The organism is Desulfonatronospira sp. MSAO_Bac3, from assembly GCF_003838035.1.
GTDB classification, from domain to species: domain Bacteria; phylum Desulfobacterota; class Desulfovibrionia; order Desulfovibrionales; family Desulfonatronovibrionaceae; genus Desulfonatronospira; species Desulfonatronospira thiodismutans.
Genome location: NZ_QYZY01000113.1, coordinates 1 through 26,224, shown reverse-complemented (window position 1 = coordinate 26,224; position 26,224 = coordinate 1). Strand labels below are relative to the sequence as shown.

At 53.4% G+C, this 26,224-nt stretch carries 29 protein-coding genes; 4 read left to right on the top strand and 25 right to left on the bottom strand.

All coding sequences use genetic code 11. The features are described 5' to 3' along the window. Positions 1–612: SIMPL domain-containing protein (locus tag D5S03_RS04240; protein ID WP_287042775.1), on the top strand; the 612-nt coding region annotated here is incomplete at its 5' end. A gap of 111 nt (positions 613–723) precedes the next feature. On the opposite strand, the gene D5S03_RS04235 is transcribed toward D5S03_RS04240, so the two are convergent. From D5S03_RS04235 to D5S03_RS04125, 23 genes are all read right to left on the bottom strand, one after another. Next, positions 724–1,389: a DUF47 domain-containing protein gene (locus D5S03_RS04235; RefSeq protein ID WP_244156384.1), complete on the bottom strand. Its 666-nt coding sequence runs from the start codon at positions 1,387–1,389 to the stop codon at positions 724–726. 36 nt (positions 1,390–1,425) lie between these two features. Continuing rightward, positions 1,426–2,664 carry an inorganic phosphate transporter gene (locus tag D5S03_RS04230; RefSeq protein WP_040418847.1) on the bottom strand — a complete coding sequence of 413 codons (1,239 nt, stop codon included), beginning with the start codon at positions 2,662–2,664 and terminating at the stop codon, positions 1,426–1,428. Positions 2,665–2,794: 130 nt separating this feature from the next. Then, positions 2,795–4,714 carry an acetate--CoA ligase gene (gene acs / locus D5S03_RS04225; RefSeq protein ID WP_287042774.1) on the bottom strand — a complete coding sequence of 640 codons (1,920 nt, stop codon included), beginning with the start codon at positions 4,712–4,714 and terminating at the stop codon, positions 2,795–2,797. Between the two features lie 213 nt (positions 4,715–4,927). Beyond that, positions 4,928–5,791 carry a LytR/AlgR family response regulator transcription factor gene (locus D5S03_RS04220; RefSeq protein WP_008871339.1) on the bottom strand — a complete coding sequence of 288 codons (864 nt, stop codon included), beginning with the start codon at positions 5,789–5,791 and terminating at the stop codon, positions 4,928–4,930. 94 nt (positions 5,792–5,885) lie between these two features. Further along, positions 5,886–6,155 carry an amphi-Trp domain-containing protein gene (locus tag D5S03_RS04215; RefSeq protein ID WP_008871340.1) on the bottom strand — a complete coding sequence of 90 codons (270 nt, stop codon included), beginning with the start codon at positions 6,153–6,155 and terminating at the stop codon, positions 5,886–5,888. A gap of 25 nt (positions 6,156–6,180) precedes the next feature. Further along, entirely contained in the window at positions 6,181–7,698 is a 1,518-nt protein-coding gene (locus D5S03_RS04210) for an MlaD family protein (RefSeq protein WP_008871341.1), read from the bottom strand. Between the two features lie 60 nt (positions 7,699–7,758). Next, a complete protein-coding gene (locus D5S03_RS04205) occupies positions 7,759–8,523 on the bottom strand; it encodes an ABC transporter ATP-binding protein (RefSeq protein WP_008871342.1) in 765 nt (254 codons plus the stop codon). A 15-nt stretch (positions 8,524–8,538) separates the two neighbouring features. Continuing rightward, positions 8,539–9,309 (bottom strand): MlaE family ABC transporter permease, encoded by a 771-nt coding sequence (locus D5S03_RS04200; protein WP_008871343.1) that lies wholly within the window; start codon positions 9,307–9,309, stop codon positions 8,539–8,541. Between the two features lie 46 nt (positions 9,310–9,355). Then, positions 9,356–11,125, bottom strand: a complete 1,770-nt coding sequence (gene ptsP / locus D5S03_RS04195) for a phosphoenolpyruvate--protein phosphotransferase (protein WP_008871344.1) — start codon at positions 11,123–11,125, stop codon at positions 9,356–9,358. Between the two features lie 328 nt (positions 11,126–11,453). Further along, positions 11,454–11,744: an HPr family phosphocarrier protein gene (locus tag D5S03_RS04190; RefSeq protein WP_008871345.1), complete on the bottom strand. Its 291-nt coding sequence runs from the start codon at positions 11,742–11,744 to the stop codon at positions 11,454–11,456. 41 nt (positions 11,745–11,785) lie between these two features. Then, complete coding sequence (locus D5S03_RS04185) at positions 11,786–12,547, bottom strand: PTS system mannose/fructose/sorbose family transporter subunit IID (protein WP_008871346.1); 762 nt, start codon at positions 12,545–12,547, stop codon at positions 11,786–11,788. A gap of 71 nt (positions 12,548–12,618) precedes the next feature. Then, the gene (gene rsmI, locus D5S03_RS04180) at positions 12,619–13,467 is read right to left on the bottom strand and encodes a 16S rRNA (cytidine(1402)-2'-O)-methyltransferase (protein WP_008871347.1); all 849 of its coding nucleotides are present in this window, start codon (positions 13,465–13,467) and stop codon (positions 12,619–12,621) included. Beyond that, entirely contained in the window at positions 13,403–13,801 is a 399-nt protein-coding gene (locus D5S03_RS04175) for a YraN family protein (protein ID WP_008871348.1), read from the bottom strand. Before D5S03_RS04175 ends, rsmI begins: the two co-directional genes overlap by 65 nt. Further along, on the bottom strand, positions 13,783–14,421 hold the full coding sequence (rnhB, locus tag D5S03_RS04170) for a ribonuclease HII (RefSeq protein WP_244156401.1): 639 nt from the start codon (positions 14,419–14,421) through the stop codon (positions 13,783–13,785). Before rnhB ends, D5S03_RS04175 begins: the two co-directional genes overlap by 19 nt. A gap of 84 nt (positions 14,422–14,505) precedes the next feature. Then, on the bottom strand, positions 14,506–14,865 hold the full coding sequence (gene rplS, locus D5S03_RS04165) for a 50S ribosomal protein L19 (RefSeq protein WP_008871350.1): 360 nt from the start codon (positions 14,863–14,865) through the stop codon (positions 14,506–14,508). Positions 14,866–14,960: 95 nt separating this feature from the next. Further along, entirely contained in the window at positions 14,961–16,238 is a 1,278-nt protein-coding gene (gene trmD / locus D5S03_RS04160) for a tRNA (guanosine(37)-N1)-methyltransferase TrmD (protein WP_040419176.1), read from the bottom strand. Positions 16,239–16,300: 62 nt separating this feature from the next. Continuing rightward, the gene (gene rimM, locus D5S03_RS04155) at positions 16,301–16,837 is read right to left on the bottom strand and encodes a ribosome maturation factor RimM (RefSeq protein WP_008871352.1); all 537 of its coding nucleotides are present in this window, start codon (positions 16,835–16,837) and stop codon (positions 16,301–16,303) included. Between the two features lie 8 nt (positions 16,838–16,845). Beyond that, on the bottom strand, positions 16,846–17,076 hold the full coding sequence (locus D5S03_RS04150) for a KH domain-containing protein (protein ID WP_008871353.1): 231 nt from the start codon (positions 17,074–17,076) through the stop codon (positions 16,846–16,848). Between the two features lie 247 nt (positions 17,077–17,323). Then, positions 17,324–17,563, bottom strand: a complete 240-nt coding sequence (gene rpsP / locus D5S03_RS04145; protein ID WP_008871354.1) for a 30S ribosomal protein S16 — start codon at positions 17,561–17,563, stop codon at positions 17,324–17,326. A gap of 174 nt (positions 17,564–17,737) precedes the next feature. Next, the gene (gene ffh / locus D5S03_RS04140) at positions 17,738–19,135 is read right to left on the bottom strand and encodes a signal recognition particle protein (protein WP_008871355.1); all 1,398 of its coding nucleotides are present in this window, start codon (positions 19,133–19,135) and stop codon (positions 17,738–17,740) included. Between the two features lie 80 nt (positions 19,136–19,215). Next, a complete protein-coding gene (locus tag D5S03_RS04135; RefSeq protein WP_008871356.1) occupies positions 19,216–19,476 on the bottom strand; it encodes a DUF5647 family protein in 261 nt (86 codons plus the stop codon). Between the two features lie 31 nt (positions 19,477–19,507). Next, on the bottom strand, positions 19,508–20,695 hold the full coding sequence (locus D5S03_RS04130) for a pyridoxal phosphate-dependent aminotransferase (RefSeq protein ID WP_287042772.1): 1,188 nt from the start codon (positions 20,693–20,695) through the stop codon (positions 19,508–19,510). A gap of 20 nt (positions 20,696–20,715) precedes the next feature. Continuing rightward, positions 20,716–22,137: a sigma-54-dependent transcriptional regulator gene (locus tag D5S03_RS04125; protein WP_008871358.1), complete on the bottom strand. Its 1,422-nt coding sequence runs from the start codon at positions 22,135–22,137 to the stop codon at positions 20,716–20,718. 131 nt (positions 22,138–22,268) lie between these two features. Between D5S03_RS04125 and larB the strand changes: the two genes are divergently transcribed. The 3 genes from larB (at position 22,269) to D5S03_RS04110 (ending at position 23,894) form a co-directional block, all read left to right on the top strand. After that, positions 22,269–23,030 (top strand): nickel pincer cofactor biosynthesis protein LarB, encoded by a 762-nt coding sequence (gene larB / locus D5S03_RS04120; protein ID WP_287042771.1) that lies wholly within the window; start codon positions 22,269–22,271, stop codon positions 23,028–23,030. Positions 23,031–23,209: 179 nt separating this feature from the next. After that, on the top strand, positions 23,210–23,443 hold the full coding sequence (locus D5S03_RS04115; protein WP_008871360.1) for a type II toxin-antitoxin system Phd/YefM family antitoxin: 234 nt from the start codon (positions 23,210–23,212) through the stop codon (positions 23,441–23,443). 4 nt (positions 23,444–23,447) lie between these two features. Then, on the top strand, positions 23,448–23,894 hold the full coding sequence (locus D5S03_RS04110) for a PIN domain-containing protein (RefSeq protein WP_287042770.1): 447 nt from the start codon (positions 23,448–23,450) through the stop codon (positions 23,892–23,894). 119 nt (positions 23,895–24,013) lie between these two features. Here D5S03_RS04110 and D5S03_RS04105 read toward each other — a convergent pair whose 3' ends face one another. Together D5S03_RS04105 and D5S03_RS04100 are read right to left on the bottom strand one after the other, a co-directional pair. Continuing rightward, complete coding sequence (locus tag D5S03_RS04105) at positions 24,014–24,814, bottom strand: lysophospholipid acyltransferase family protein (protein WP_287042769.1); 801 nt, start codon at positions 24,812–24,814, stop codon at positions 24,014–24,016. Positions 24,815–24,819: 5 nt separating this feature from the next. Further along, on the bottom strand, positions 24,820–26,224 hold a 1,405-nt coding region (locus D5S03_RS04100; protein WP_287042768.1), incomplete at its 5' end, for an ABC transporter ATP-binding protein.

The following is a 26,224-nucleotide window of genomic DNA, read 5'->3' as shown; positions in this document are numbered from 1 at the left end:
TCCTACGACAGATACGTAAGCGTACGCGGATTTGCTGAGAGGGAAGTGCCTGCAGACCTGGCCTACTGGCCCATCTCCTTCAGCGCGGCGGGAAACGACTTGCAGAAAATTCAGGAAGAGCTGGACACTTCCGCTGATAAAGTCATGGCTTTCTTAGACAGGCAGGGCCTTGGGGAGGCCGAGGCATCCATCTCATCCCCCAGGATAAACGACCAGCACGCCTTTGGTGCTTCTCCTCAGCACTTGCCGGCCAACAGGTTTACCGCCCAGAGTGTAATAACCGTGCGCACAGGGGATGCAAAAGCGGTCAAGGAAGCCATGTCCGCCGCAGGAGAACTCCTTTCAGAGGGGGTGGTCCTGGTGCACTCTTACGAGTTTCAGCCCAGGTTTGAATTCACTGATCTGGCGGAAATCAAGCCGGAAATGATAGCCGAGGCTACACGCGATGCCCGAAGCGCAGCCAGGCAGTTCGCCCGGGATTCAGAAAGCAGTGTTGGAGCCATTAGAAGGGCGAGCCAGGGACTGTTCACCATCAACGACCGGGACGATTTCACCCCGGAAATCAAGCGGGTCAGAGTGGTGACCAGCGTGGATTATTTCCTGGAAGACTGACTGCAGGATAAATGATGATATCATTTTGCAGCGATGCCTGTTTTCTTTGACCATAAAGCATGAAAATACCGACATCATGCCTTCGATGTGAACATTTGTCTTCCCTGCTTCCTACCTGGCGATCATGGTCCGCAGTATTTCGGCGCACTTGCTGCTGTTGAAGGCCATGAGGTACAGCTTGTCCACGTAGTGAATCAGCTGGTAGATATCCTTGAATTCCAGATCTGAATTGAAGACTTTCCGGGTAATCTCGTTCTTGTTCCTGAAGACCTTGTCCTTTTGTTCCCTGATCTTGCGCAGGCTTTCCTTGAGTTCTTCGCGGTTCATGCTTTCCATGTGCACTAAGGCTGTAGTCTCCCTAAGGGCCGGCCCCACCATGGCCAGGGTCTTGACCACATCACCCTGTAAAAACAAGAGATCTCGCTGAAACTCCTCCGGGATATTCACCTCGCGCATGCCCAGCCAGTTCAGGGCTTCCTGGGCGGCATCCAGGATATTGTCCTGCACGCTGGTGTAATTGAGAAACTGGATCTTATCCACGGTCATAAAAAGACCTCGCGGCAGGTGATTGCGTATATGCCGGATAATCTTGTCCGCCTGGCTCTCCAGTTCATTTATGCGGCTCTGCAGGGATATAAATTCCGGGCATTTGTCCCCCCCGCCGATATAGCACTCCAGTGCTTCGTTTATAACCTCGATGGATTCATGGATTTTTTCATAGTGATCATGCAATCCTTCCATGGGGGATTTGTTGGACAAAAGTCCGAAAAAATTCATTCTCATGGGGCACCTCGCATTTGGAGTCGATTAAATCTATAAGACAAAAGTCCAGCGCAATGTCTGGAAAATAACAATGCAGGTCAGAGCGGCTATAGGCACCGTCAACACCCAGTAAGCCACGATACGCAAAAGCACAGTCAGGTCGATGGCGCTGAATCCCCGGGCCAGGCCGACTCCTGTAACTCCCCCAACGCAGGCATGGGTGGTGGAAACCGGCATTCCCAGCATGGAGGCCACCAGGACAGCTGTAGCAGAGCCGTAATTAACAGAAAATCCCCGGGTATGGGTCAGGGTGGTTATTCGCGTTCCCACCGTCCGGATGACCCTGGCCCCAAGAAGGGCTATGCCAAGGGCTATGCCAAGCCCCCCCATTACCAGCAGAAAGATTGGGATATCAGCCTGCTCCACAAGCTCCTGCTGCCGGACAATGATATAAATTACAGCCACCGGGCCTACTGCGTTGGCAACATCATTGGCTCCAAGAGAAAGAGAAACATAGGACGAAGTCATGATCTGCAGCTTGCGGAAAATGCCCTCTACATTCTCCACATTTTGCTCCATGTGCCTGGTGATTTTATTAATCAAATATCTGAAAAAAGCCCAGGCCAGGCACGCCAGAGCCACAATCAAAAACACGGCAAACGGCACGCCCATATCTATAGCATCATACAGCGGAGTTTTGAAAACAAATGAAAAGCCCAGGATCAAAACGGTCAACCCGATCCATCGGGGGGCCCAGATTCTGGCCTGCTCTAAATAATGCTTCTGATAAAAAATAAACTTTCTGATATGAGTAAATATCAGATACGCCAGGGCACCTGCAAAAATCGGCGAAATGAGCCAGGAAAGAACCACCACCAGTAGAATCGCCCAGTTCACAACCTCCGGACCGCCGGCCACAATTCCAAAACCCAGGACGCTGCCCACAATGGAGTGGGTTGTGGATACCGGCAGAGAAGCCACGCTGGCGATGAACACCCATAAGGCAGCCGCCAGCAGGGCGGAAAACATACCCAGGACCATCAGCTTGGGATCGGCTATATGTTCTGGATTGACCACTCCCCTGGTTATAGTTGCCGTGACATGGGCTCCCAGAAATACAGCCCCGACAAAAGTCAGGGGGGCGGCGATCATCACCGCCTGACGCACGGTCAAAGCCTTGGAACCTACTGCAGTAGCCATGGTATTGGCCAGGTCATTTGCTCCCAGGCTGAAGGCCATGAGCAGTCCGGCCAGCATGGACAGATAAAATATCAGATCGTAAAACTCCAAGCTACACCCCTGTTTCAGTTGGATGCCCGGAAAACAAGACATAAAAAACTTGAGGGCGAAACCGAAAAAAAACGAATTTCGCCCTCAAGTCAACTGTTTTTTGACCTCCAATATCAGAGGCCTCTTGGGATCAATCTTCCAGTGTGGAGGTATCTCCCACGTCCTCGCCCAGTTCCTGAGCCTTGAGCACCCGGCGCATGATCTTGCCGCTGCGGGTCTTGGGCAGGGTGTCCCTGAACTCAATACCCTTGATTACCGCAACAGGTCCAAGCTCGGATCTTACATGGGACTTGAGAGTCTTGATGAGTTCATCCGGATCGTCAACTGTGTATTCAGCACTAAGAGTGACAAAGGCCTTGGCCACTTCGCCCTTGATCTTGTCCGGCACGCCGATGACTGCAGCCTCGGACACGGCCTTGTGAGCCACCAGGGCGCTTTCGATTTCAGCGGAACCCACCCTGTGCCCGGCGATACTGATGACGTCGTCGGAGCGGCCCTGGATCCAGAAGTAGCCGTCCTCGTCCTTGCGGGCCACGTCCCCGGCCAGGTAAACTCCGGGGATCTTTTCCCAGTAGGTCTTTTTGTAGCGCTCCGGGTCCTTGTACAGGGTCCGCAGCATGGAGGGCCAGGGCTTCTTGATGATGAGCTGGCCACCCTTGCCCGGAGGCACTGGATTGCCCTCCTCGTCCACCACGTCAGCCTCGATGCCCGGCAGGGGTTTACTGCAGGACCCGGGTTTGAGCAGAGTTATGGGAAAGGGGCTGATCATAACCGAACCGGTCTCAGTCTGCCACCAGGTGTCAATAATGGGACATTCGGCCCGGCCTATATTGTTGTAGTACCACATCCAGGCTTCAGGATTGATGGGCTCGCCTACGCTTCCCAGAAGCCTCAGGGTGGATAGATCGTGCTGCTTGGGATACTGGCTGCCGAAACGCATAAGCATGCGTATCAGGGTGGGCGCGGTGTAAAAAATGGTTACACCGTAGCGGGCCACCATCTGCCAAAGCCGGTCCGCCTGGGGATACAGGGGGTGTCCCTCAAAGAGCATGGTGGTGGTACCGGCCATAAGCGGACCGTATACCACGTAGCTGTGACCGGTGATCCAGCCCATGTCCGCAGTGCACCAGAAAATATCCGTGGGCTTGATGTCGAAAATCCAGTTCAGGGTACGGTGCACCCCTACCATATACCCGCCGTGGGTATGCACGATCCCCTTGGGCCTGCCCGTTGTCCCGGAACTGTAAAGCAAAAAGAGCATGTCCTCGGAGTCCATGACCTCGGTTTCGGATACCGGGCTTTCCTGGCGCACCAGGTCTTCATACCAGATATCGCGCATCTCGGTCATTTCCACTTCCACGCCTGCCCGGTGAACTACCACCACGGTATCCACGGTTTCGCAGCCGCCCACCAGGGCCTTGTCCACCAGGTTCTTGACATTGGCCGGCCGGCCGTTGCGGTAAAATCCGTCGGCAGTAATGACCAGCTTGGCCTCGGCGTCCTGAATGCGCTCGCGCAGGGCCTTGGCGGAAAAGCCGGCAAAGACCATGCTGTGCACCGCTCCAATCTTGGCCACCGCCAGGATGGAAATCATAGTCTCCGGCAATGGCGGCATGTAGAGCACCACCCGGTCGCCCTTCTTGATGCCCAGGGACCGCAGGGCGTTGGCAAAGCGGTTTACAGCCCGGTAGAGCTCATAATAGGTGAACTTCTTGGTATCCCCGGGCTCGCCCTCCCAGATCAAGGCCAGCTTGTTCTTGTTGGCCGTATTGATGTGCCTGTCCAGGGCATTGTAAACAATGTTGCACTTGGCACCGGTAAACCACTTGTAGAACGGGGCCTCGGAATCATCCAGGACCTTGTCCCATTTCTTGAACCAGTCCATCTCCTTGGCTGCATCTTCCCAGTAGTCCAGGTAGTTTTCCTGGCACTGTTTCATCACCGCCGAATATTCCTGCGGATTGATGTTGGCATCGATTACCATCTGGGGCAACGGCCGAAAAATCCTCTCCTCTTGCAGCAAAGAGTCAAGGGCTCCTTTGTCTTCCATAACACTCCTCCTTTAAACTCAGTCCGAATAGTAATCATTAAAAAACGTTCTGGAGTTTTTTCCCGGACCTCCAGACAACCGGTTCATCAGGCGGTTTGCGGCTGATATGCAACTGCTTACGCCGCAAGTTCCGGTGCATGTTTATATCATACAAGAAAAATCGACATAGATTATCGACTAAAGGCTGATAGGTCACGTTGAACGGTGAGGCAGTTAGAGTCCCAGAATCTGCTTCAGGTCGTTGATTCTCCTTCGGCTGATGGGCAGCTCGATTTTCGTTTTACCGGCGGTTCTGAGCATGAAATTGCTGCCGGGCATGGAGGCTATCTCCGTGACCATCTCCAGGTTCACCAGGTACTTTCTGTGCACCCGGAAAAAACCGTGCTTGTTCAGTCTTTCTTCAAGACTTTTGAGACGGTAGGAGGTCAAAAATTTCTCCTTGAAGGTATGTACAAAGCTGTAGTCTTCGTAGGCCTCCACAAAGACTATCTGATTGTAGGGTACCAAAAGAAGCTTTCCTTCCTGGTTAATGGGCAGTTTTTCAATCTCAAGCTGCTTTCTGGGCGAAACATCCCAGGCCTGGCGCAGGGCATTGAGAAAAGAATCCTCATCAGCATCGGCCATGGGCAGGTGAACGGTTCCCTCATCCCGGGAACGCTCAGAACCCTGGGAGTCGTAAACCTCTTTTTCGGCCGTGTGCGGCATTTCGGTATAACGAAGCAGCCTGTCCACTGTATTTTCCAGTCTGCCTGTCTCAAAAGGCCAGATCAGGTAGTCGGCCACGCCCAGTTCAAAGGCCTTGTAGGCGTGCTGCTGGTCAAGGGCGATGAGTACTATGTGCGGCCTGAACTTTCTTTGAGCCAGCATCTGGGTAAGCTCCATGCCGCTGACTCCGTCGGGCAGATCTATCCCCAGGAAAAACACATCGTAGGATATGCTTTCCAGGAGTTCCAAGGCCTCATTGGAACTGACAGCCTCGCCCAGGATTTTTATCCTCTTCTCCCCCGCGAAAAATTCGCGCAGCTTGAGGGTCACCTCGCGGTCGGGATGTACGATCAAAGCTTTTAAAGTAGACATCTTCCAGGCCCCGGACTATTATCCTTCTCCTGGCAGTTTACCCTGGCCAGGATGCGGATCGCCCTTGAATTCTGAGTAAAAGTAAAAGCCGTCATCAGCCGATGCTTACATCTCCCCGGGGTTTTCCCTCTTCACCTTCAGGCCATTCAATCTCGATCTCCAGTGATTTCTTGGTGCTCCTCTTGGTTTCCTCCTCCACCTTGAGTTCCAGAGTCACATTAGGAGGTATCTGCAGCCGGACCTCCTCCTGTCCCCGGGTCAGCACCACTTCACCGGATTCCACCTTGTCCGCAATCTGGCGCAGGATTGCGGCCACTTCCTGGGTACTTTTCTTTTCTTCGCTTTTAAACAGTACAACTTCCATCTTGCAAAGCCTCCTGTATAAGTTTTTAAAAATTGCCGTCAGGTACAGGCACCGATGACATGAGATACTTCAGATCCTCGTCTGTAAAGTAAAATCCAAGCCCTCCAAAAAACGAACTGTCCCCGTGCTTGCTCAGATAATCGTCAAATCCGGCGGTGAGGTAAAAATTGTCCAGAAAATAGAGGTTGGCCCCGGATTTAACATGCGGGCGGTCCGCTCCCAGATCAAAAACATCTGTATAGAGCTTGATGCGCTCATCCCAGAGAAAATAATCCATGCCGAATCCCCCGGTGGATTCGATAAGCCCCCCGCGCAGGATGAAGTCGTTCCATCTTTTGGCCAGCTGGGCGGAGAACTTGAGCCGGTCCTTGTAGGTCTTTTCCTCTTCGGTTTCCGTTACCGTCCATTGTCCGCCATCCACCCTTTCGCGCTCCACTGTCTCCGTGGTCCGGGTGCGCCCCTTGGGATCATCGATGAGGGAGAGCATGTAGAACCTGTCCTCGGCCGGCTGCAGGGTCAGGTCCAGGTAGGATTTCATATCTCCGGTGCTGGCCATGTATTCGCTGCGAAAATCCACCACTGTCTGAAAACGGTCATAGCGGTCCAGGAACTCATTGATCCCATCCAGGGCATCATCAATCTTTCTGCCGGTGTCATCCTCGCTAATGAGTTTGCCCAGGGTACCTTCGCCCTCGTCCAGCTTGCGGGTAAGGCTCTCCAGTGATGCAGCAGTGCGGCGCATGTCCTCGCTCATCTGGCGGTCTTCCAGGAGGGTGGCCACAGGCCCCTCTCCGTGCTGGGCCGTGTCCATTATCTCTCCCAGTTGTTCCAGGGAAACATTGAGCTGGCTGGAGGCCTGGGAAAAATTGTCCACAATATGAGTTATGCCTTCTTTGTTGGTCTCGCTTATTGTTTTCAGATCCCCGGAAAAGTCCTGCAGGTTGGCCACGATCTTTTCAATGCCCCGGGCATTGGTCTGTACTATCTGGTTCATATGCACCGCTGCTTCGCGCAGGTTGTCGAAAAACTCGCGCATATCCTGCTCGCCTTCAGGTCCTCCGAATACATTGGATACACTCCTGGAGACCTCGCTTATATCATCTGCAATATCTCCTATTCGGGCCATGACCTGGTCCAGGTCCGTGGGCTGCACCCCGCGGGATACGACTCCACCGTCCTCAAGGGTGGGCTCGGTGGCGCTGCCGGGGTTGACCTCCACGAACTTGTCTCCCAGAACCCCCCTGGTACGGATGGTTGCCTGTGAATCGGCGTGTACGTCAATGTCCGGACGTATGGCCATGGTTACCCTGGCCCTGTTCTCATGCAGGGTGATGTCCTTGACCGTACCTACATCGATCCCGGCAATTTCCACCGGGGAATTGGTGCGAAGACCGGTGACATTATCAAAATAGGCATGGATCTCGTAAGTGTCCCTGGTGATTATCCGATCTCTGGTAAGTACTGTGGTCAGATACCCCAGAAGCACGATGGCTATGAGGACAAAAATGCCCACCTTGATTTCCACGCTGGCAGTCTTGGCCATAACACCCCTGATTCATGAACCGGTGCAGCAGAATACACAGGTCATGTTTGTGGTTGAAAATTAATTGACCTTGATGGGACCCCGGGCTTCACCCCTGATGAACTGCCTGACCACTGGATCAGTGTTTTCGTTTAGTTCCTCGGGACTGCCCCGGGCGATAATCTTGCCCTCATAAAGCATGAATATATTGTCGGCTATCTTCATGGTGGCGTCAATATCGTGACTGATCACTATGCAGGTGGCCCCGAATTCCTGCCTGGTCCTCTGTATAAGTTCATTGATGGCCGCGGCCATAACCGGATCAAGACCGGAAGTCGGCTCATCAAAGAGAACGATTTTCGGCTCCAGGGCTAAGGCCCTGGCCAGGCCGACCCTTTTGCGCATTCCCCCTGAAAGCTCCGCCGGCATTTTTTTATCCATGCCCTGCAGCCCCACAGCCGCAAGTTTGGCCTGCACCACCTCGTCAATCTCGCTATAACTTTTGGAGGTATGTTCATGCAAGGGAAAAGCCACATTCTCATGCACATTCAGGGAATCAAAAAGAGCAGCCTCCTGAAAGAGCATGCCGAAATCCCTGCGCACCCGGGCCATTGCCCCTTCATCCATGGGCACTATATCTTCCCCGCGCACCAGGATCCGGCCCCTGTCCGGCTTCAAAAGCCCGATAATGTGCTTAATGAGCACACTTTTGCCACCACCGCTTCTGCCTATAATAATATTCACCCGGTCCTTTTCCAGGGTGAGATCCAGCCCGTCCAGCACCCGGAAATCCCCGAAGCTCTTGTACAGGCTCTCGATATGTATAATGTCCCTGTCCTGCTGCATACTGACCTCTGTCCTCTAAAACATGAGCGCAGTCAGAAAATAATCGCTTACCAGAATCAGTACCGAAGACATGACCACTGCCTGGGTGGTGGATCTGCCCACGCCTTCTGCACCGCCACGGGTGTAAAAACCTTTGTAGCATCCCACCAGGGTAAGGATCCCTCCGAACGCCGAGGCCTTGATAAGCCCGTTGTAAACATCGGCCATAGTCACGTGCTCCTGGATTTTGTTCAAAAACATGCCCCCGTGGATATCCAGAAGCTGTACTCCCACGAGGTAACCCCCCAGGATTCCCATGGTATTGCTGATAATGGTCAAAAGAGGCAGCATAATGACCCCGGCCACGATTCTTGGCAATACCAGGTACTGTACCGGATTTATGGCCATGACCGTCAGGGCGTCCACCTGTTCAGTGACCCGCATGGTCCCAATCTCGGCACAGATGGCCGAACCCGCCCTGCCTGTTACCATGAGCCCGGTAATCACCGGACCCAGCTCCCGGGTCATGGACAGGGCCACTGTAGCCCCCACCAGGGTCTCGGCCCCGAACATGCTGAAGGCGTAAAAAGTCTGCAGGGCCAGGACCATGCCTGTAAAAAGGGAAGTCAGGGCCACCACGAACAGGGAATTGACCCCGATGAACTCCATCTGCTTGAAGAAAAGCCTGATCCTGAAGGGAGGTCTTACCAGCCAGGACAGGGCCTGGAGAAAAAGCACCATAATCCGGCCCAGTTCCTGGAGAAATCCCAGGGTCTGATGTCCCAGCCAGCCAAGTATTGATTTCATACTATAAGCACTTTAAATTTTAGATCTTGCAGACTCATTCGTCCCCTCAGGATTCTTCTATCAGTGAAGTATAAAACATGAGCTCCTCTGGAAAGCGGGTGAAAATCTTTTCCCGAACCAGGCGGTTGCTTTGCTGAACCTGGCTGCAGCTGAGCACCTGTTTCAATAGGTCCTTGCACTCATCCATGGTGGTCTGACGGATTATGCGCTTGATGCCCGGGATAGCCTGGGGATTGAGGCTTATGGAATCCAGCTGCATGCCCATGAGTATTGGTATGCAGTAGGGATCAGCTGCCACCTCTCCGCAGACATTGACCTCTATCCCTGCCTCGTGACCTGCATCAACCACATACTTGATGCTTCGCAGGATGGCCGGGTGCAGGGGCTGATAAAGATAGGATACATACCTGTTGGTGCGGTCTATTCCCAGTGAATACTGAATGAGGTCATTGGTGCCGATGCTGAAAAAGTCCACCTCCCTGGCCAGAACATCGGCAATAAAAACCGCGCTGGGAAGCTCGATCATAATCCCGAAGGGGACCTCTTCGTTAAAAGGCTGGCCCTGTCTGCGCATCTCCTCCCGGACGTCGAAATATATCTCCTTGACCTCCCGCAGTTCCTGCAGTCCGGAAATCATGGGAAACATAACTGCAACATTCCCCAGTGTGCTGGCCCTTAAAATCGCTCGCAGCTGAGCCTTGAAAAGCCCCAGGTTCTGCTGGCAGAACCTGATGGCCCGCAGTCCAAGTGCGGGGTTGACCTCTTCCAGGGGTCCGAAGTGAGGCGATATCTTGTCCGCTCCCAGGTCCAGAGTACGAAACACTACCTTCTGGGGATAAACAATGGAAGCCATGTCCCGGTATTCTTCGTAAAGCTCCTCTTCCGACGGCCAGCTGTTGCGGTTTAAAAAGCTGTACTCGGTACGATAGAGACCTATACCCTCCCCGCCGTTGTCAATTACCGAGGTCACTTCTTCAAAGAGCTCTATGTTCGCCAGCACCTGCATCTGGTAGCCGTCTATGGTTTCCGCAGGCAGGTAGCAGTTGCGCTTGATCTGGGAATAGTATTCAGAAAAGCGCTGTTTGAGATCGGTGTAATGGGTAAGTTCTTCCGCATCCGGCTCAACGATGATCTTGCCGCTGAACCCGTCCAGAATCACTACATGATCGTCCTGGATCTCTTCCAGGCCTTCTGCGCCCACGATGGCGGGTATCTGCAGGGAACGGGCGATTATGCCGGCATGGGAAGTCTTGCCGCCGGTGGCCGTGGCAAAGGCCATAATCTTGTCCAGCTTGAGCTCTATGGTATCGGCCGGAGAAAGGTCATGTGCCAGCAGGATCATTCTCTCGGGCTTGCTGTCGTAACTTTTGGACTGACCGTAGAGCTTGCTGCGCACCCGGCCTGCAACCAGCCGCACATCCTGTGTCCTGCTGCGGATGTATTCGTCCTCTATCCGGCTGAAGGCCTTTTCTATGTCGCTGACTGCATTGTCCAGGGCCCACTCCGCGTTTATCAGCCTGGAGTGCACATAGTCGCAGGCCGATTGCTGAAACTTTTCGTCCCGCAATATCATTATGTGTGAATCAATTATGGCGGCCTGCTCCTTCAGGTCCCCGGGAACCTTCCTGAGGATGCTTTCCAGCTCCTCAAGGGCTGAATTAAACCCCTGCTTGAGCCTGGCCGTCTCCTGAGGGACCTGTTCCGGAACTATGTTGATCCGGACTATAGATGTACCGGCTTCACGATTCAGAAAATAGGTCCTGCCTATGGCCAGTCCTGCTGAAACCGGAATGCCTTTGAATATCTTTGAGGCCATAATTTATTACACCTTTAGCAAAGAGCCTCCCCGAGGGTGTCTAGATGCCATGAGACTGGTCTGTTTAAAGTGGGCAAAACCGTTTGCTGCTGAATCTGACCTGAATTCAGAGAGTCCGCGGCCCTGAATCCACTGACGGGCAGGTAACCATTCAGGGGGATGCCGGAATCGGCCTGGGGACAGTCCCCGCGACACCTTGCCTTCACAATCGCCAAAATTACAAGCGCAAAATTCCGTGATCCTGCACAGACCTACACAGCGAGGGACAGTCCCCAGGCCTTGTGCCAGTAATCAACACCGAGGACCCCCTGAATGGTTACCCGTCCAGTTATCCGTCCTCTCTTAGCTTTTCCCGGAATATATTTTCAAGATGTTCCACTGCATGCCTGGCATCATTACCCTGGGCATGGATGCGCAGGGCGCTTCCATTGGGTGCGGCCAGGCTTAGTATGTCCAGGATGCTCTTGGCATCCACTTCCCGCCCGTCAAAACCTATCATTATCCTGGCCTCGAACTGCTGGGCCGCTTTGGCTATCCTCCCGGCAGGACGGGCATGAAGACCAAACTCGTTATGCAGGCTTATTGTTGTCTCGCAGATGTTTTCTTCCGCCATATCCATTAAAATACCCCCGGCAGATTGTATTCACTGGTGGAAAAAGATTAAAATACGAAATTGTTAACCATCTGATCCCAGGGCAGCAGGAGACTCAGCAATAGAACCCCTGTCAGAAAAATCTCCCGGCTCCATTGAATCCTTCTGAACACCCAGGCCATTATAAGTCCCAGAAAACATACCCCGATAAAGTTTAATATATGCCACTTAAACGGCCAGATTACAAGCCAAAAACAAAGAACCAGCAAGGCATTGACAACCTTTAGCCTGGTACCCCAGTTAATGAGATTCCAGCGCTTTAGCCGCTGCACAAACACTATGCCCTGCACATATCCCTGGTGAAAAATGTACATTTTAAACAGTTGCAGAGCCAGAAAAAAAATTATGCCCAGGATGATGGCCGGCCAGAAAAACCCGGCCATAACCAGGACCATGGTCACCAAGGCCCAGGTGACCAGGAGACTGCCGCTGAAAAAGGAGTCCCCAATGGCTGACAGGGTATACACAAGAGTGGATTTGACTCCAGGAAGAGATGCGGGTGGGAAAAGCTCCCTGGAAATCTTGTTTTCCAGTGTCAGAAAAATTCCCACCAGCAAAGGATTCCAGAAGGGGTGAGTGTTGTAGAACTTGAGATGCCTGCGCCTTGCTTTCTGCAGCCCCTGGGGATCACCGGAATAAATCTTCTGCAGGCCGGGTTCCAGGGCATAGGCCAGGCCGATATTCTGCAGTCCCCGGGTGTTGAAGGCGCATCCCACTAACTGACTGCGCAACAGGCATCTGCTGAGGGTTTTAAAGTCCAGATGGGCCATAGACTGATCTTGTTCCAGAACCGGTTTGTTTGTTACCGGCCTTTTTTACAGAAAAAAACGTGCTGTCCACGCTATCTTGAACGTATATCCTGCATCAGGGCATAAATATCCTTGCCGCTCCACCCTTTGGCCTCCTTTCGCACTTCGCGTACAACATCTCTGGGCAGAAGCCCCTGCTCCAGATACCTGGTTATCAAATCCTTCACGTTTTCAGCGTCTTTTGTCAAGTCAGCCGGATCAGGCGGGCCGATGATGACGGTTATTTCCCCTCGCAGACTATCCTGGTCCAGTTCAATCCTGTCCAGCCTGCCCCGGATAAATTCCTCGAATGTCTTGGTCAGCTCCCTGGCCAGGCAGAACTCCCTGTTGCCAAGCACCCTGTATGCCTTGTCCAGTGTGCTTTGCACCCTGTTTTTGCGCTCAAAGAAAACCAGGGTTGCAGGCATTTCCTGCCAGTTTTTAAAAACCTTCTCCAGTTCAGCCGGCTTTCTGGGCAAAAATCCCAAAAACGCAAAGGGATAGGGGGGAAGCCCGGATGCAGTCAGGGCGGCTACAAAGGAACAGGGGCCGGGTATGGGCACCACCCTGATTCCAGACTCGCGGCAGTGGCGCACCAGGCGGTAGCCAGGGTCGGCCATGAGAGGAGTGCCGGCATCACTTATGAGTGCACAGTTTTCCCCGGCCTGGATTCTGTCAGCCACTCTGTGCATGCGCTTTTCTTCATTGTGCTCATGAAAGCTCAAAAGCTCACCGGCTTTAATGTCCAGGTTTTTGAACAATAACCCGGCCCGCCTGGTATCTTCAGCCAGAACAAAATCGCATCCGGACAGGACCTCTGCAGCCCTGGGGGACAGATCACCAGGGTTGCCAAGGGGTGTGGCCACGACCCACAGAGCTGAACTCGATGGCGTTTTGGATATGCTCAATTTGTACTTCCCGGCCAACAGTTACACAGATGAAATCAAAACGGCTCTGACTGGACCACATATTGTGCCTGCTCAGGTAAAGCCCGGCCGTGCGCAGCAGTTTTTTCTGCTGCTTGAACCCAAGGCTCTCTAAGGGATGCCCCATGCCTTCCTCGGCCCGGGTCTTGACCTCGACAAAAACGATACAGTCACCACATGTGCATACCAGATCCAGCTCGCCGCCCCGTGCTCTCCAGTTGCGCTCCTTTATCCTGTACCCATTTTCCGTGAGATAATCCCTGGCGACTTCTTCACCGTAGCGGCCAAGATTCAGGTTATGGGCAGACAAGGCACTTTCTCCCGCGGTCTTGGCAGCACTCCTTTAAAGCTTTTCCTGTGCATGGGCGAAGCCCCAAGGCTTTTGAGGGCCTGCAGGTGCTTTCTTGTGCCGTAGCCCTTGTGCTGGCCAAACCCGTATCCCGGATAGCGCCTGTCCAGCTTGGTCATGAGCATATCTCTGAAAGTTTTGGCCAGGATTGAGGCTGCAGAGATACAGGGCTCGGTCATATCGCCACCGACAATGCATTTCTGGGGAATATTCAATGGAATTTTCTGGTTGCCGTCGACAAGTAGCTGTCCAGGGGTAAGGCCAAGGTGCAGTACTGCCCTTTTCATGGCGGTCATGGTGGCCTGCAGGATATTTATGCGGTCGATTTCCCGGGGCCAGGCAAGGCCCAGGGACCAGGCAAGGCAGGTGGATTTAATTTCCGGAATCAGGGATTCACGTACTTTCGAGGTGATCTTTTTGGAGTCGGTGAGGCGGGCGATTTGCGCATCAAGGGGCAACACCACAACGGCTGCCACCACAGGCCCGGCCAGACAACCCCTGCCGGCCTCATCAAGACCTGCTGGAGGCACAGGGTCGAAGCCCGACTGAAGATTCAAAGCGGGATGCCCGTATGCTTTCACCCACACCCCTGTTTCCAGGCGGATAAAGATGAGTACCAGCCGGTTATTTCATCTTTATCCGCTGCAATAGACTTAGGTTTGGTATCAGTTGCCCTTGTGCCAGTCGGTCCTGGCCTTGATACGGGCAGCCTTGCCCCTGAGCTTGCGCAGGAAGTAGATGCGGCCCTGTCTGACCTTGCCCCGGGTAACCACTTCCACTTTCTCGATAAAAGGAGAGTTCAGGGGAAAAACCCTCTCCACTCCCACTCCATCGGAAATCTTGCGCACCAGAAAGGTGGAGTTCGTTGTTCCGCGCTTAACCCTGAGCACGGTGCCCTGAAAAACCTGAACCCTTTCCTTCTCACCTTCTATGATACGAACGTGGACTTTAACCGTATCTCCGGCCTTGAAGCCGGGGATATCCGTACGCATCTGTTCCTGCTGGATCTGCTGCATGATATTCATGGTTCTTGCTCCTGAAGAAAAACTGATTGATTTTAAATTTGAATCCTGGGCAGCCTCTTTAAGCCCTGTAAACCGTGGCAGTTGATAACAACGGGTCAGGCAAAATCCCCCAGAATGCGGTCCACTATGGTTGAGGCAGCGGAACGTACAGAGAGATGATTATATCCACCAAGAAGCCGCAAAGGGGTAAGCAGGTTGTCCGCTTCCTGAACAACCCTGTCCGAAAGCCCGTATCCTGTGCCCAGCACCATCAAAACCGGCTCCTTTTCCAGACGCTCGAAAACCTGCCCGCAGTCAATATCCCCGGCTCCGGAAGCGCTGGTGGCTACAATGCGGGGTCTTCGACCGGCAAGGCTCTCTACATTTTCAACTGCATCCTGAAGCGATGAAACAACGTTGACGCCCGCAAGTGCCAGGGCCCGATCCGGATTGGCCCGTGCTCCTGGACCTTCCCTCCAGTGACTGAGAAGCCTTCGGGCCAGGACCTGCTGATCCTTGAGAGGCGTGCACAGGTAGTATCCTCCAAGCCCATAAGTGGCACAAACGCGTCCTATATCGTGAATATCTAAGTTTGTCAAAGAAGTTGTGCTCTCCTGGCCCATCTTATTTTTAACCGGGTGATGAACCAGGGCCAGATAAAGATTGCGCGCGGGGCGGGTCTTTTGCAGTCCATGGAGAAAATCAAGGTCGTTAGAAGTTAGAGGCCTGGTGGTTAGAAGCTCGGGGCGCTGCCTGAAAGTATTTTCCAGGGCTTTTTGCCAGCGCCATGCAGCTATACGGCCATGATCCCCGGAGAGAAGGACCTCTGGCACCTTAAGCCCGGCGTACTCCTCCGGCCGGGTATAATGTGGATATTCCAGAAGGCCCGAGGAAAAACTCTCTTCACCCGCTGATTCCTGCTTGCCCAGAAAACCCGGCAGAAACCTGGCCACAGACTCCATGAGGCAAAGGGCTGCCGCCTCTCCTCCGTTTAAGACAAAATCTCCTGCTGACACGAGGTCCAGGTCAAAAAGCTCTTCCAGGCGGGCGTCAATACCTTCGTAGCGCCCGCATACAAGGGCCAGGTCATTCTCTTTGGCCAGGCTTGCGGCCAGAGACTGATCCAGGGGTTTTCCCTTGGGAGTCAGAAGGACCTTTCTGCAGCCTGGAGGCATTGCATTCAGGGCCTGAACCAGGGGGTCCAGGAGCATGACCATGCCCGGACCTCCACCGTATGGGCGGTCATCCACGGTCCTGTGCCTGTCCCGGGTAAATTCGCGGGGATTGATCCTGGAAACCTCCAGGACATCTTTTTCCAGGGCCTTGCCCATAAGCCCGCAGGACAGGGGGGAATCAAAATATTCCGGGAAAAGGGTAATAATATGGAAATGCACGCTTGTTCCTGGATTGAAGTAAACTCCCTGCCTGCTGCCCTGCAGCCACCTGGGCCTCAGGCTCAATCTTCCCCGAGATAAAGTTCCAGAAGTCCTCCCGGAGGGGAAATAACAGCTTTTTTGGCCTCTGGGTCAAGATGGACAATAAACTCATCCTCTGCCGGGAATAAAATCTCTCTTCCCTTTTCGTCGACTATCTCCCAGACTTCTCCATTTTTCCTGGGCACAAAGCCCTGCAGCACACCCAGGTATTCTCCGCTGTCCAGGAAGACACTACAACCCAGGAGTTCGTGCAGGTATATCTCGTTATCATCATCGCGGGGCAGGTCTTTGGAGTCCGCAAGGATTTCCGCACCCCGCCATTTTTCGGCCTGATCCCGGCCGGTGATCTGTTCCAGTTGAAGCAACAGTCTGCTCCCGTGTTCTCTTGAGGACTCGGGAGTGAATGCCCTGGGGCGCTTTCCAGGCATCCGCAAATATATTTTCTCTGCTTTCTTCAACAATAAAGGGGAGTCTGCATACCAGATTATGCAGATCTCCCCTTTGAGTCCATGTGGTTTGACCACCTTCCCGCAGGTCAACAGGTCTTTGGCAGACATTTTATCAGTTATTCAATTATTTCCAGAACAGTCCTCTTTTGAGCCTTGGTGGAGGCAGCGCCCAGGATGGTGCGCATGGCCCGCGCTGTCCGTCCCTGCCTGCCGATGACCTTGCCCAGGTCTTCTTTGGCCACCTTGAGTTCAATAACTGAAGTCTGCTCTCCTTCAACTTCGGCAACCTCGACCTGATCCGGATTATCCACCAGCGATTTGGCAATGTATTCAATCAGTTCCTTCATAACCACCTCCGATTATCGATTCAATAGAGATTTTCAGGTGATTGCCCAGTAATCAATTGACTGCAGAGACTTTAAAAGCAAGTTCAATTCAATGAATTTTATCTTATAATTACTTGATTTTGCCTGTCACTCACTTACATCGCAACGCTCCAGGCATGGTTCGGGCGGCAAGACAGAACACTTGCAGACCCACCTTTTCAGACCATGGCAGCCAGGCATTCTCCTGCACAGGCCTCTGAAGCCTTTCTCAGGCGCTGGCCTTCTTTATAAGCGAGCGTACTGTATCTGTGGGCTTTGCACCCTTGTCCATCCAGGCCTTGACCTTGTCCATGTTGATCTTGATCTCAGGCGGATCCTGCAAAGGATTGTAGTACCCGAGATATTCCAGAGCGCGCCCGTCGCGTCTGGTCTCGCTGTCCAATGCCACCAGGCGGTAGAAAGGTTTCTTTTTGGATCCCATCCTGGTGAGTCTAAGTCTAACAGCCATGTAATCGTCCCCCGTTTATTCTTTTGTAGTTTGCTCTGTTTTGCTCAACCCTGGAAGCCTCAAATCAAATTCCAGTGTATTCCCGGTTTGATTTAACATGGGCCGAACAGAATAGACCCTGAAAACGGCAAGTTTTCAGGAAAAATATATACTTGAATACTGTTTTGTCCAGATTTATTTTTTCTTTTTTCTGCGCTTGACTTTTTTGCGTTTGGTCTTGGTCCTTCCAGGCACAGGCATTCCCTGACTGTTCATATCCAGCTGGGGCTGACCATCCTTGCCCACCATCTTTTTCATCATCTTCTGCATCTGGTCGAAGTTGGTCAGAAGCTGGTTTACATCCTGGACCGTAGTCCCGCTGCCCCTGGCCACCCTCTGCTTGCGCGAGGCATTGAAAATCTTGGGGTTGCTGCGCTCCTGCCGGGTCATGGAGTTGATCATGGCATCCATCTTGCCCATCTCTTTTTCCGGCATCTGCACATTCTTAAGCTTGTCCCGCATCTTGCCCATGCCGGGAATCATCTTTAAGAGCCCTTCGATGGAGCCCATTTTCTTCAGCCGGCCCATCTGCTTGCGAAAATCATCCAGGTCGAACTTGGACTTCTGGAACTTCTCCTGCATGGCCCTGGCTTCATCCTGGTCCATGTCTTCCTGGGCCTTTTCAATGAGGGTAAGTACGTCCCCCATGCCCAGGATCCTGGAAGCAACGCGGTCCGGGTGAAAAACTTCCAGGTCGGTGAGCTTTTCCCCGGTGCCCACAAACTTGATGGGCTTGTTGGTAATGGACTTGATGGAGAGGGCGGCACCGCCCCTGGCATCGCCTTCCATCTTGGTCAGCACCACCCCGGTAATGTCCAGCAGGTCATTGAAGCGCTGGGCCACTGTAACCGCGTCCTGCCCGGTCATGGCATCGGCCACGAAAAGTATCTCATGGGGGGAGCACTTCTCCTTGATGGAAACCAGCTCCTGCATGAGGGTCTCGTCAATGTGCAGACGTCCGGCGGTATCAAATATCACCGCAGTATATGCCTTCTGCCTGGCTTCTTCCAGGGCGCGCATGCAGATATCCACCGGGTTGTCGCTGGAGGTGGAAGGATAGGCGGGCATGTTCAGATCCCCGGCCAGCTTGTGCAGCTGGTCAATGGCCGCCGGACGGTAAACGTCCGCAGGCACAAGATAGGGCGAATATTTGAGCCCCTTTAAATGCAGGGCCAGCTTGCCCGCGGAAGTGGTCTTACCCGAGCCCTGCAGGCCAACCATCATAATGACCACCGGCGGCTTGGCCTTGAGGTCCAGTCCCTGCTGCTCGCCGCCCAGGAGTTCTTCCAGTTCCTCCTTGACAATCTTGACCACCTGCTGGCCGGGCGTAAGGCTTTTGAGCACCTCCTGGCCCAGGGCTCGCTCCTTGACCCGCTGGGTGAAGTCCTTGACGACCTTGTAGTTGACGTCTGCTTCCAGCAGGGCCAGGCGCACCTCGCGCATCCCCGCCTGGATATTCTGCTCATCCAGACGGCCGTGGCCCTTGAGCTTTTTAAAAACGGAATTTAACCGTTCAGATAGACTATCAAACATTTATATTGAATCACCCTTGAAAATGGACGCAAAAACGAAGTATATTAGCCTCGAACAAGGCACAAGTCAAGCAGTTAGAATCAGGCCACCTTTAGGGAAAGACCGTCGATTCTTGACTTACGCAGCTTCTCCACCCTGACATAAACAACAACCTGTCCAGCCTCTTTCTGAACCTGTGCAATCTCCATATTTCTGGAGGCCAACTCCTGATCATAATCTGGAAGCAGAACAAGCACAGCATTGTCAGGAATTTTTTCTTCCACCTCGGGATGTTCAAGCAGGTACAGCTCAAATTCAGTGGAAAGCTGCTGATTTTTCTTGAATAATTCTTCCCTGGTCATTTTTTTCTTCTCCTGAGATAGCTGCCTTCTTTCAGCCATTACCAACAGCCCGCACAAGCCCCGCCTCTGCCCTGCGGATGACTTCCTCGGAGATGCAGAAAGAAAAGCGCACAAAACCGGGGTATCCAAATCCCGACCCGGGTACGGCCAGGATATTTTCTTCGAAAAGATCCCGGACGAATTTCTGATCATCTCCGTCCGGAGCCTTGGGGAAAAAGTAAAATCCGCCCTTGGGCAGAGAAAACTCCAGTCCGGCCTTGTCCATGATTTCGGCCATGGCCTGCCTTCTGGCGGAATAAACCCCGGTATCCACAGTGACATGCAGGGCCTTTTCCAGGAGGATCTGACCGATAACCGGAGCGTTTACAAAACCCAGGATACGGTTGGTCAGGTTCAGACCCTGAAGCAGCTCATCTCCTCCGGGCATTTCCGGGTGCACCGCCAGGTACCCTACCCTTTCTCCGGCCATGGACAGGCTCTTGGAGTAGGAACTGACCACCAGGCTATAGGGATAAAGAGCCATGACCGGAGGCACCACTGTGTCGTCATAGGTCAAAAAGCGGTATGGCTCATCCGAAATAAGCAGAATGGGCTGTCCGTACTCTTTGCTTTTGTCCTCAAGGATTCTTACCAGGCCTTCCAGCTCTTCCCGGGAATACACCTGTCCGCTGGGATTGTTGGGGGAATTGATGAGCACCACCCTGGTATTGGGAGTTATGGCCCTTTGCATGGCCTCCAGGTCCAGCTCAAAGCTAACCGGCTTCGACGGGACCGGCACGAAGACTCCCTGAAAATTTTCGGTATAAAAATAGTATTCCACAAAAAATGGGGCCGGGCAGACCACTTCATCCCCGGGACGAAGCACGGCCCGGAAAAAGGCATTGAGCCCGCCGGCGGCCCCGCAGGTGACCACAATATTTTCCGGGGCAACCTCGGTGTCCTGTTCCCTGGAAACTACCCCGGCCAGGGCCTTGCGCACTCCAGGCAGTCCTGCGTTGGGCATGTATCCCAGGGCGTAGGGCTTGCAGGCGTTTCTGCCCAGCTCCTCCAGTCCCTGCCCCACTTCAGTCGGTGGAGGCAGATCCGGATTGCCCAGGCTGAAATCAAAAACATTTTCCGGCCCGTATTTCTGCTTTAATTCGCTTCCGGCCTCGAACATTCTCCTGATCCATGAGGCTTTTTCCAGATAATCCGCCACCTGTGGATTCAAAACAGACATATATTCTCCTTTACATATTTTTACGAAACAACCAGTCCCTGCTTCTTGTACTCGCTCAATTTATTACGCAGGGTACGTACGGAAATGCCTAAAAGCTCAGAGGCCTGGGTGCGGTTGCCCCCTGTCTTTTTCAGACTCTTCATGATCATACGTTTTTCCATTTCATGTATGGGATAAATCTCGTCATCTCCCCCGGGGTCAATTGCTGCTACTGCTGCATCGTCTTGTGTAAAGGGCAGGGATTCTTCTTCTGCGTGGTTTCCCTGGCTTTCTTCGAGTATATCCTGAAGATCATCTTCTTCCAGGAGAAAATGCCTGGTGCGGATCACCCCTGACTGCCCTGCCAGCAGTACCGCCCTTTCCATAAGGTTTTGCAGCTCCCGGACATTACCCGGCCAGTCGTACTCCACAAGCCACCCGGCGGCCTCTTCATCCGGCTCCATGGCCGGCAGCCCGTACTGGGTGCTGTAATGGCGGATAAAGTGCCCGGCCAGGACCAGTATGTCATCTTTCCTTTCCCGCAAAGGAGGCAGCCTCAGGGGGATGACATTTAAGCGGTAAAACAGGTCCTGTCGAAACTCCCCCCTGCGGGCGCATTCCTCGATGTTGCGGTTGGTGGTGGCCAGGACCCGGACATCCACCCGGACAGTATCCGTGCCGCCCACCCGGTCGATCTCGCTTTCCTGGAGTACCCGCAAAAGCTTGGCTTGCAGGGCCAGGTCCATTTCTGATATCTCATCCAGGAGGATGGTGCCCTGGTGGGCCAACTCGAACTTGCCCACTTTTCTGCTGATGGCCCCGGTGAATGCACCTTTTTCATGGCCGAAAAGCTCGCTCTCCAGCAGGTGCTCGGGCAGTGCGGCACAGTTGACCGCGACAAAAGGCCCGGCATGACGGGGACTGTTGTTGTGCAGGAACCTGGCGAACATTTCCTTGCCTGTTCCGGATTCACCGCTTATAAGGACCGAGGCCTTGGAAGAAGCCACCTGCCTGGCCAGGGCCATGACCTTCTGCATGGCGGGGTGCGACCCGATGATCTCATGCTTGCCCGGCTCTGAAACAGAAGTCCGGTTTTGAGCCTGCTGCGGGGATGAACCGGGCAGCACAGCCTTGACCTTATCCCATTGCAAAGGGGCAAGCCAGTAGTCGCCGGCACCGGCCTCCAGGATCTGCTGAGCCTCACGGGCAGTGCCCTGCTCAGCCACGGCAATAACCCTGCGCTGCATCTCCTGGCTCTCCAGGGCGTCCAGGAGATCATGAATCCTGAAGCCGGGCATGGCTACCTGAGAAAAAATCAGGGCCGGGCTTTTCTGACTGATAATTTTCAGTGCCCCTTCCAGGCTCTCGCTCATGAGAAGCTCGTACCCCTCCTGTCTGAGCCTGGACAGAACAGGGCTTATCAGTTCGGATCTGGCAATGAAAAGGATTCTCTTTGAAGACATGACTTGGGCAACATACAGGCATTGCATCAACTTTTCAATGCATATCTGTACTCCCGGGCCGCATAAAATGGTTTTTTAACCGGAAAACAATGCTCGTCCACCGGATAACCGGGTAGACTTACGAGGTTTTCATGCAAAGAAATGAGCTTGCGCAACTGCTTCAGGACCTGCTGGACGGGCACACGTCCATGGATAAGGCCATGGAACGTATAGGGCTGGAGCCCTACCTGGAAACCGGTCAGGGGCTGAACCTGGACATGCGCCGCGGGATACGCACCGGCATCCCGGAAGTCGTATTTGGTGCGGGCAAGAGCAAAAAGCAGCTTTTCACGGCAGTAAAGCACCTGGCCGGCAGACAGCAAAAGGTCCTGGTAACCAGGCTGGGCGCGGATGCCGGAAACGCCCTGGCTCAAGAGTTCCCTGAAGGCAGATATTTTGAAGTACCAGGCCTGTTCGAGCTCAACAGCAGCATCGACCTGGACCACCCCTGGAACGGGGAAGCCGAGGCCATGATTATATCCGCCGGCGGAGCGGACCTTCCGGTGGCCCTGGAAGCCTATGCCTGCCTGGAGTTTTTCGGGCACACTCCCGGCCTGGTTTCTGATGTCGGGGTAGCCGGGTTGCACAGGCTCTTTCCCCATCTGCCCAAAATCTCTAAAGCCAGAATCCTGATAGTCATAGCCGGAATGGAAGGTGCCCTGCCCTCAGTACTGGCAGGCCTCTGTCCTGTGCCCATCGTGGGCGTTCCCACTTCCGTGGGTTACGGTACCAGCCTGAATGGAATCACACCCATGCTGGCCATGCTCACCTCGTGCGCCCCGGGCATATCAGTGGTCAATATCGACAACGGGTTCGGAGCTGCCTGCTTCGCCTTCAAGGTGCTCAGCAGGTGAAGGGCAGAAAGCAGCTGAAAAATATTACTGCGCCAGGAAAACATGCGTGGCGGTGAATGCGCTGAAAGCAGCAGAGACTTCTGACACAGCTTTTTTATAAAAGCAGTTGACAGCTCCTTCTTTAAAAACTAACAAAAAAGTAGTGAACTGAACTACATTTAGAATGAAAAGGTAAAATCATGAAAACAGTGACAGCTTCTGAAGCCAATCGCAGTTTCTCCAGTATATTGCGCGGGGTAGCTGAAGGCGAATCATACACCATTATTTCCCGAGGCAGAGCAGTTGCAGCCATTCATCCCGGCGCGCCTGAGGCTGCTCAGCGCAGGCAGGCAAAATCTATCCTGCTGGAGCGTCTAAACCACCAGCCCATAACCGGGAACCGGCAGTGGACCAGAGAAGAGCTTTACGAGTGATGCCGTGCGTGCCGCTTTAGATACAAATATTCTGGCCTACGCAGAAGGTGTAGGTGACCTTGAGCGCTGCACAATCGCCCGGGAACTGATTGCGGCATTGCCTGTGGAAAGAGTGGTACTCCCTGCTCAGGTGATGGGAGAACTGTACCGGGTTCTGGTGGGCAAAGCCGGGCAATCAGCCTCTGTTGCACGCATGGCAGTACTCGGCTGGGCTGACAGTTTTTCAGTGTTGGATTCCACGTGGAATGCGTTTCAATCCGCTATGGACCTTGTCGTAGATCACCAGATTCAGGTCTGGGATGCGCTGATTTTGTCCGTCACTGCTGAAAATCATTGCCGGTTGCTGCTTAGCGAAGACCTGCAGGATGGATTTATCTGGCGCGGCGTAACTGTGGTCAACCCCTTGTCACACCCCCACAGCCCACTCATGGGTCGGCTTTTGAACATATAAAAAATTGTCAGAAAAAATGGCCTCAAAAGCTAATCCAAGTCGATTGCTGCTGTTAACTGAAAGCAAAACTTATTTATACAGCATGTTCTGGAATGAAAGCCAAGAAACCCGCCTTGCTTTTAATTCATCCCGAACCAGCGGGCATAGCCCTGCCAGGCATCCAGCCTGTAGGAAATGAAATCAACTATCTCTTGATGCTCGGCCCTGCCGTTTCCCTGAACCTGCATGGCCGGTCCGAAATCCATGCGAATGGGCCTGTTGGGCCTGATCCAGCCGAAATCCTTGATTATGCTGCCCTGCCCCCAGGCATCGGTCTTCAGGGCCAGGGGCACCACAGGCACTCCTGCTTTCCTGGCCAGCTTGACACCCATGGAGTTGAAGCGCTGCAGATCCAGCACCCTGGATCTCTCGGCCTGGGGAAAGACCACCACTGAAATTCCCCGGTTAAGCCTGTCCAGTCCCTCCTGCATGACCACCTTGAAATCGTCCCTGGGATTTTGTCTTTTGACCACCACCGGGTCCCTGGAGATCATCACGTGCTTGAAGACCGGATAGCGCACCAGGCCCTCCTTGACCACGAAAGTCACCTGCCTGTGAGGACATACTACTGCTGCCAGGGCAAAGGTCTCCAGAGTGCTCATGTGATTGCCCACAAAGACGCAGGGTTCGTCCAGATCAATGAAGTTCTTCTTGCCCCGGATAATAAACCTGCAGTCCACCTTTTCCAGGTGCCGGAAAATGTCCACGCTTCTTAAAATCCAGTCATGGTCGGTAAACCCTTTCCATCTGGCTTTGGCCCAGGACCGCAAAACTGTGCCCAGCATTCTAGGATAAAAGTAAAGACTAGGGGTTCTGGAAAAAATCCAGGATGCCCCGCTTGGGTGAGTTACATAATTGTCCCGGTTTTCAGTAACGCTCATGGTTCTCACTGTCTCTCTCCAGCATCGACCTCCAGGCCAGCATTCTGATCCTGGAACTGCATTTCATATAGTTTTTTGTATAAAGAGCACTTGTGCAAAAGCTGTTCATGACTGCCCTGAGAAATTATGCTGCCCTGGTCCAGGACCACGATACTGTCCGCGGACAAAATGGTGGAAAGCCTGTGGGCAATCACAATGCTGGTGCGCTGTCGCATGAGGTTTTCCAGGGCCTGCTGCACAATGCGCTCGGACTCGGTGTCCAGGGCCGAGGTGGCCTCGTCCAGGATAAGCAGGGCCGGGTCCTTCAAGATGGCCCGGGCAATGGTGATGCGCTGCTTCTGACCGCCCGAAAGCCTGACCCCGCGCTCGCCAAGCACTGTGTCGTAACCATCGCTTAGCTCCATAATAAAATCATGGGCAAAGGCGGCCCTGGCCGCGGCCTCCACCTGTTCAGGCTCCGCATGGTCCAGGCCATAGGCTATGTTTTCGCTTACAGTTGTATTGAACAAAAAATTGTCCTGGGAGACGATGCCCATGAACCTGCGCAGGCTGTGCAGAGTGTACTCCGAGGTGGGCCGGCCGTTTATATAAACCTCGCCTTCCTGCTGCACGTAAAACCGGGGAAGGATATTTATCAACGTGGACTTGCCCGCCCCGCTGGGACCGACAATGGCAATCTTCTGTCCCTGAATGATATTTAGATTCACCCTGTCCAGGGCAGGATGCTGACTCTCAGGATAATAAAAGCTCACATTTTTCATCTCCAGGCTCTCAAAAGGAGGCCTGAGCTCCACATCACCACCTTTTTCTTCCTTTATCTCATCAGAATCCAGTACCTGGAACACCCGCTCCGCCCCGGCCAGGGCCTGCTGGATGGCCAAATTGGTCTTATTCAGCTTCTTGATAGGCTTGTAGAGCATAAAAAGGGCGGTTAGAAAAGAAAAAAATGTGCCCGGCGTGGTCTCGCCAGCCATGACCTGGCTGCCCCCATACCAGATTATAAGGCCCATACCCACAGCCCCCAGAACCTCCATTACCGGGGTGGCCAGGGAATTGTACTTAAGCTGCTTAAGAGCATTGGCCACCAGTTTTTGATTTTCCTTTGCAAAATTCTGATGTTCCCGGTTTTCGGCTGCAAAGGCTTTGATCACCTTAATCCCGCTCAGAGTCTCCTGCAAAAAGCCTGTAATCTGTGAGAGCTTGACCTGCTTTTTACGGCCAAGCTTGCGGATCTTGTTGCTGAAATGTATAAACGGATATACTGCAAGGGGATAAATTACCAGAGAAATGGTGGCCAGAAAGGCGTCCTGATAGAAAACCACCACTAGCAGGCCCAGCATGGTCAAAAAGTCTCTTATGAGATCAATAAAATGGGGCAGGCTGGCTCTAAGCAGATTGACGTCATTGACT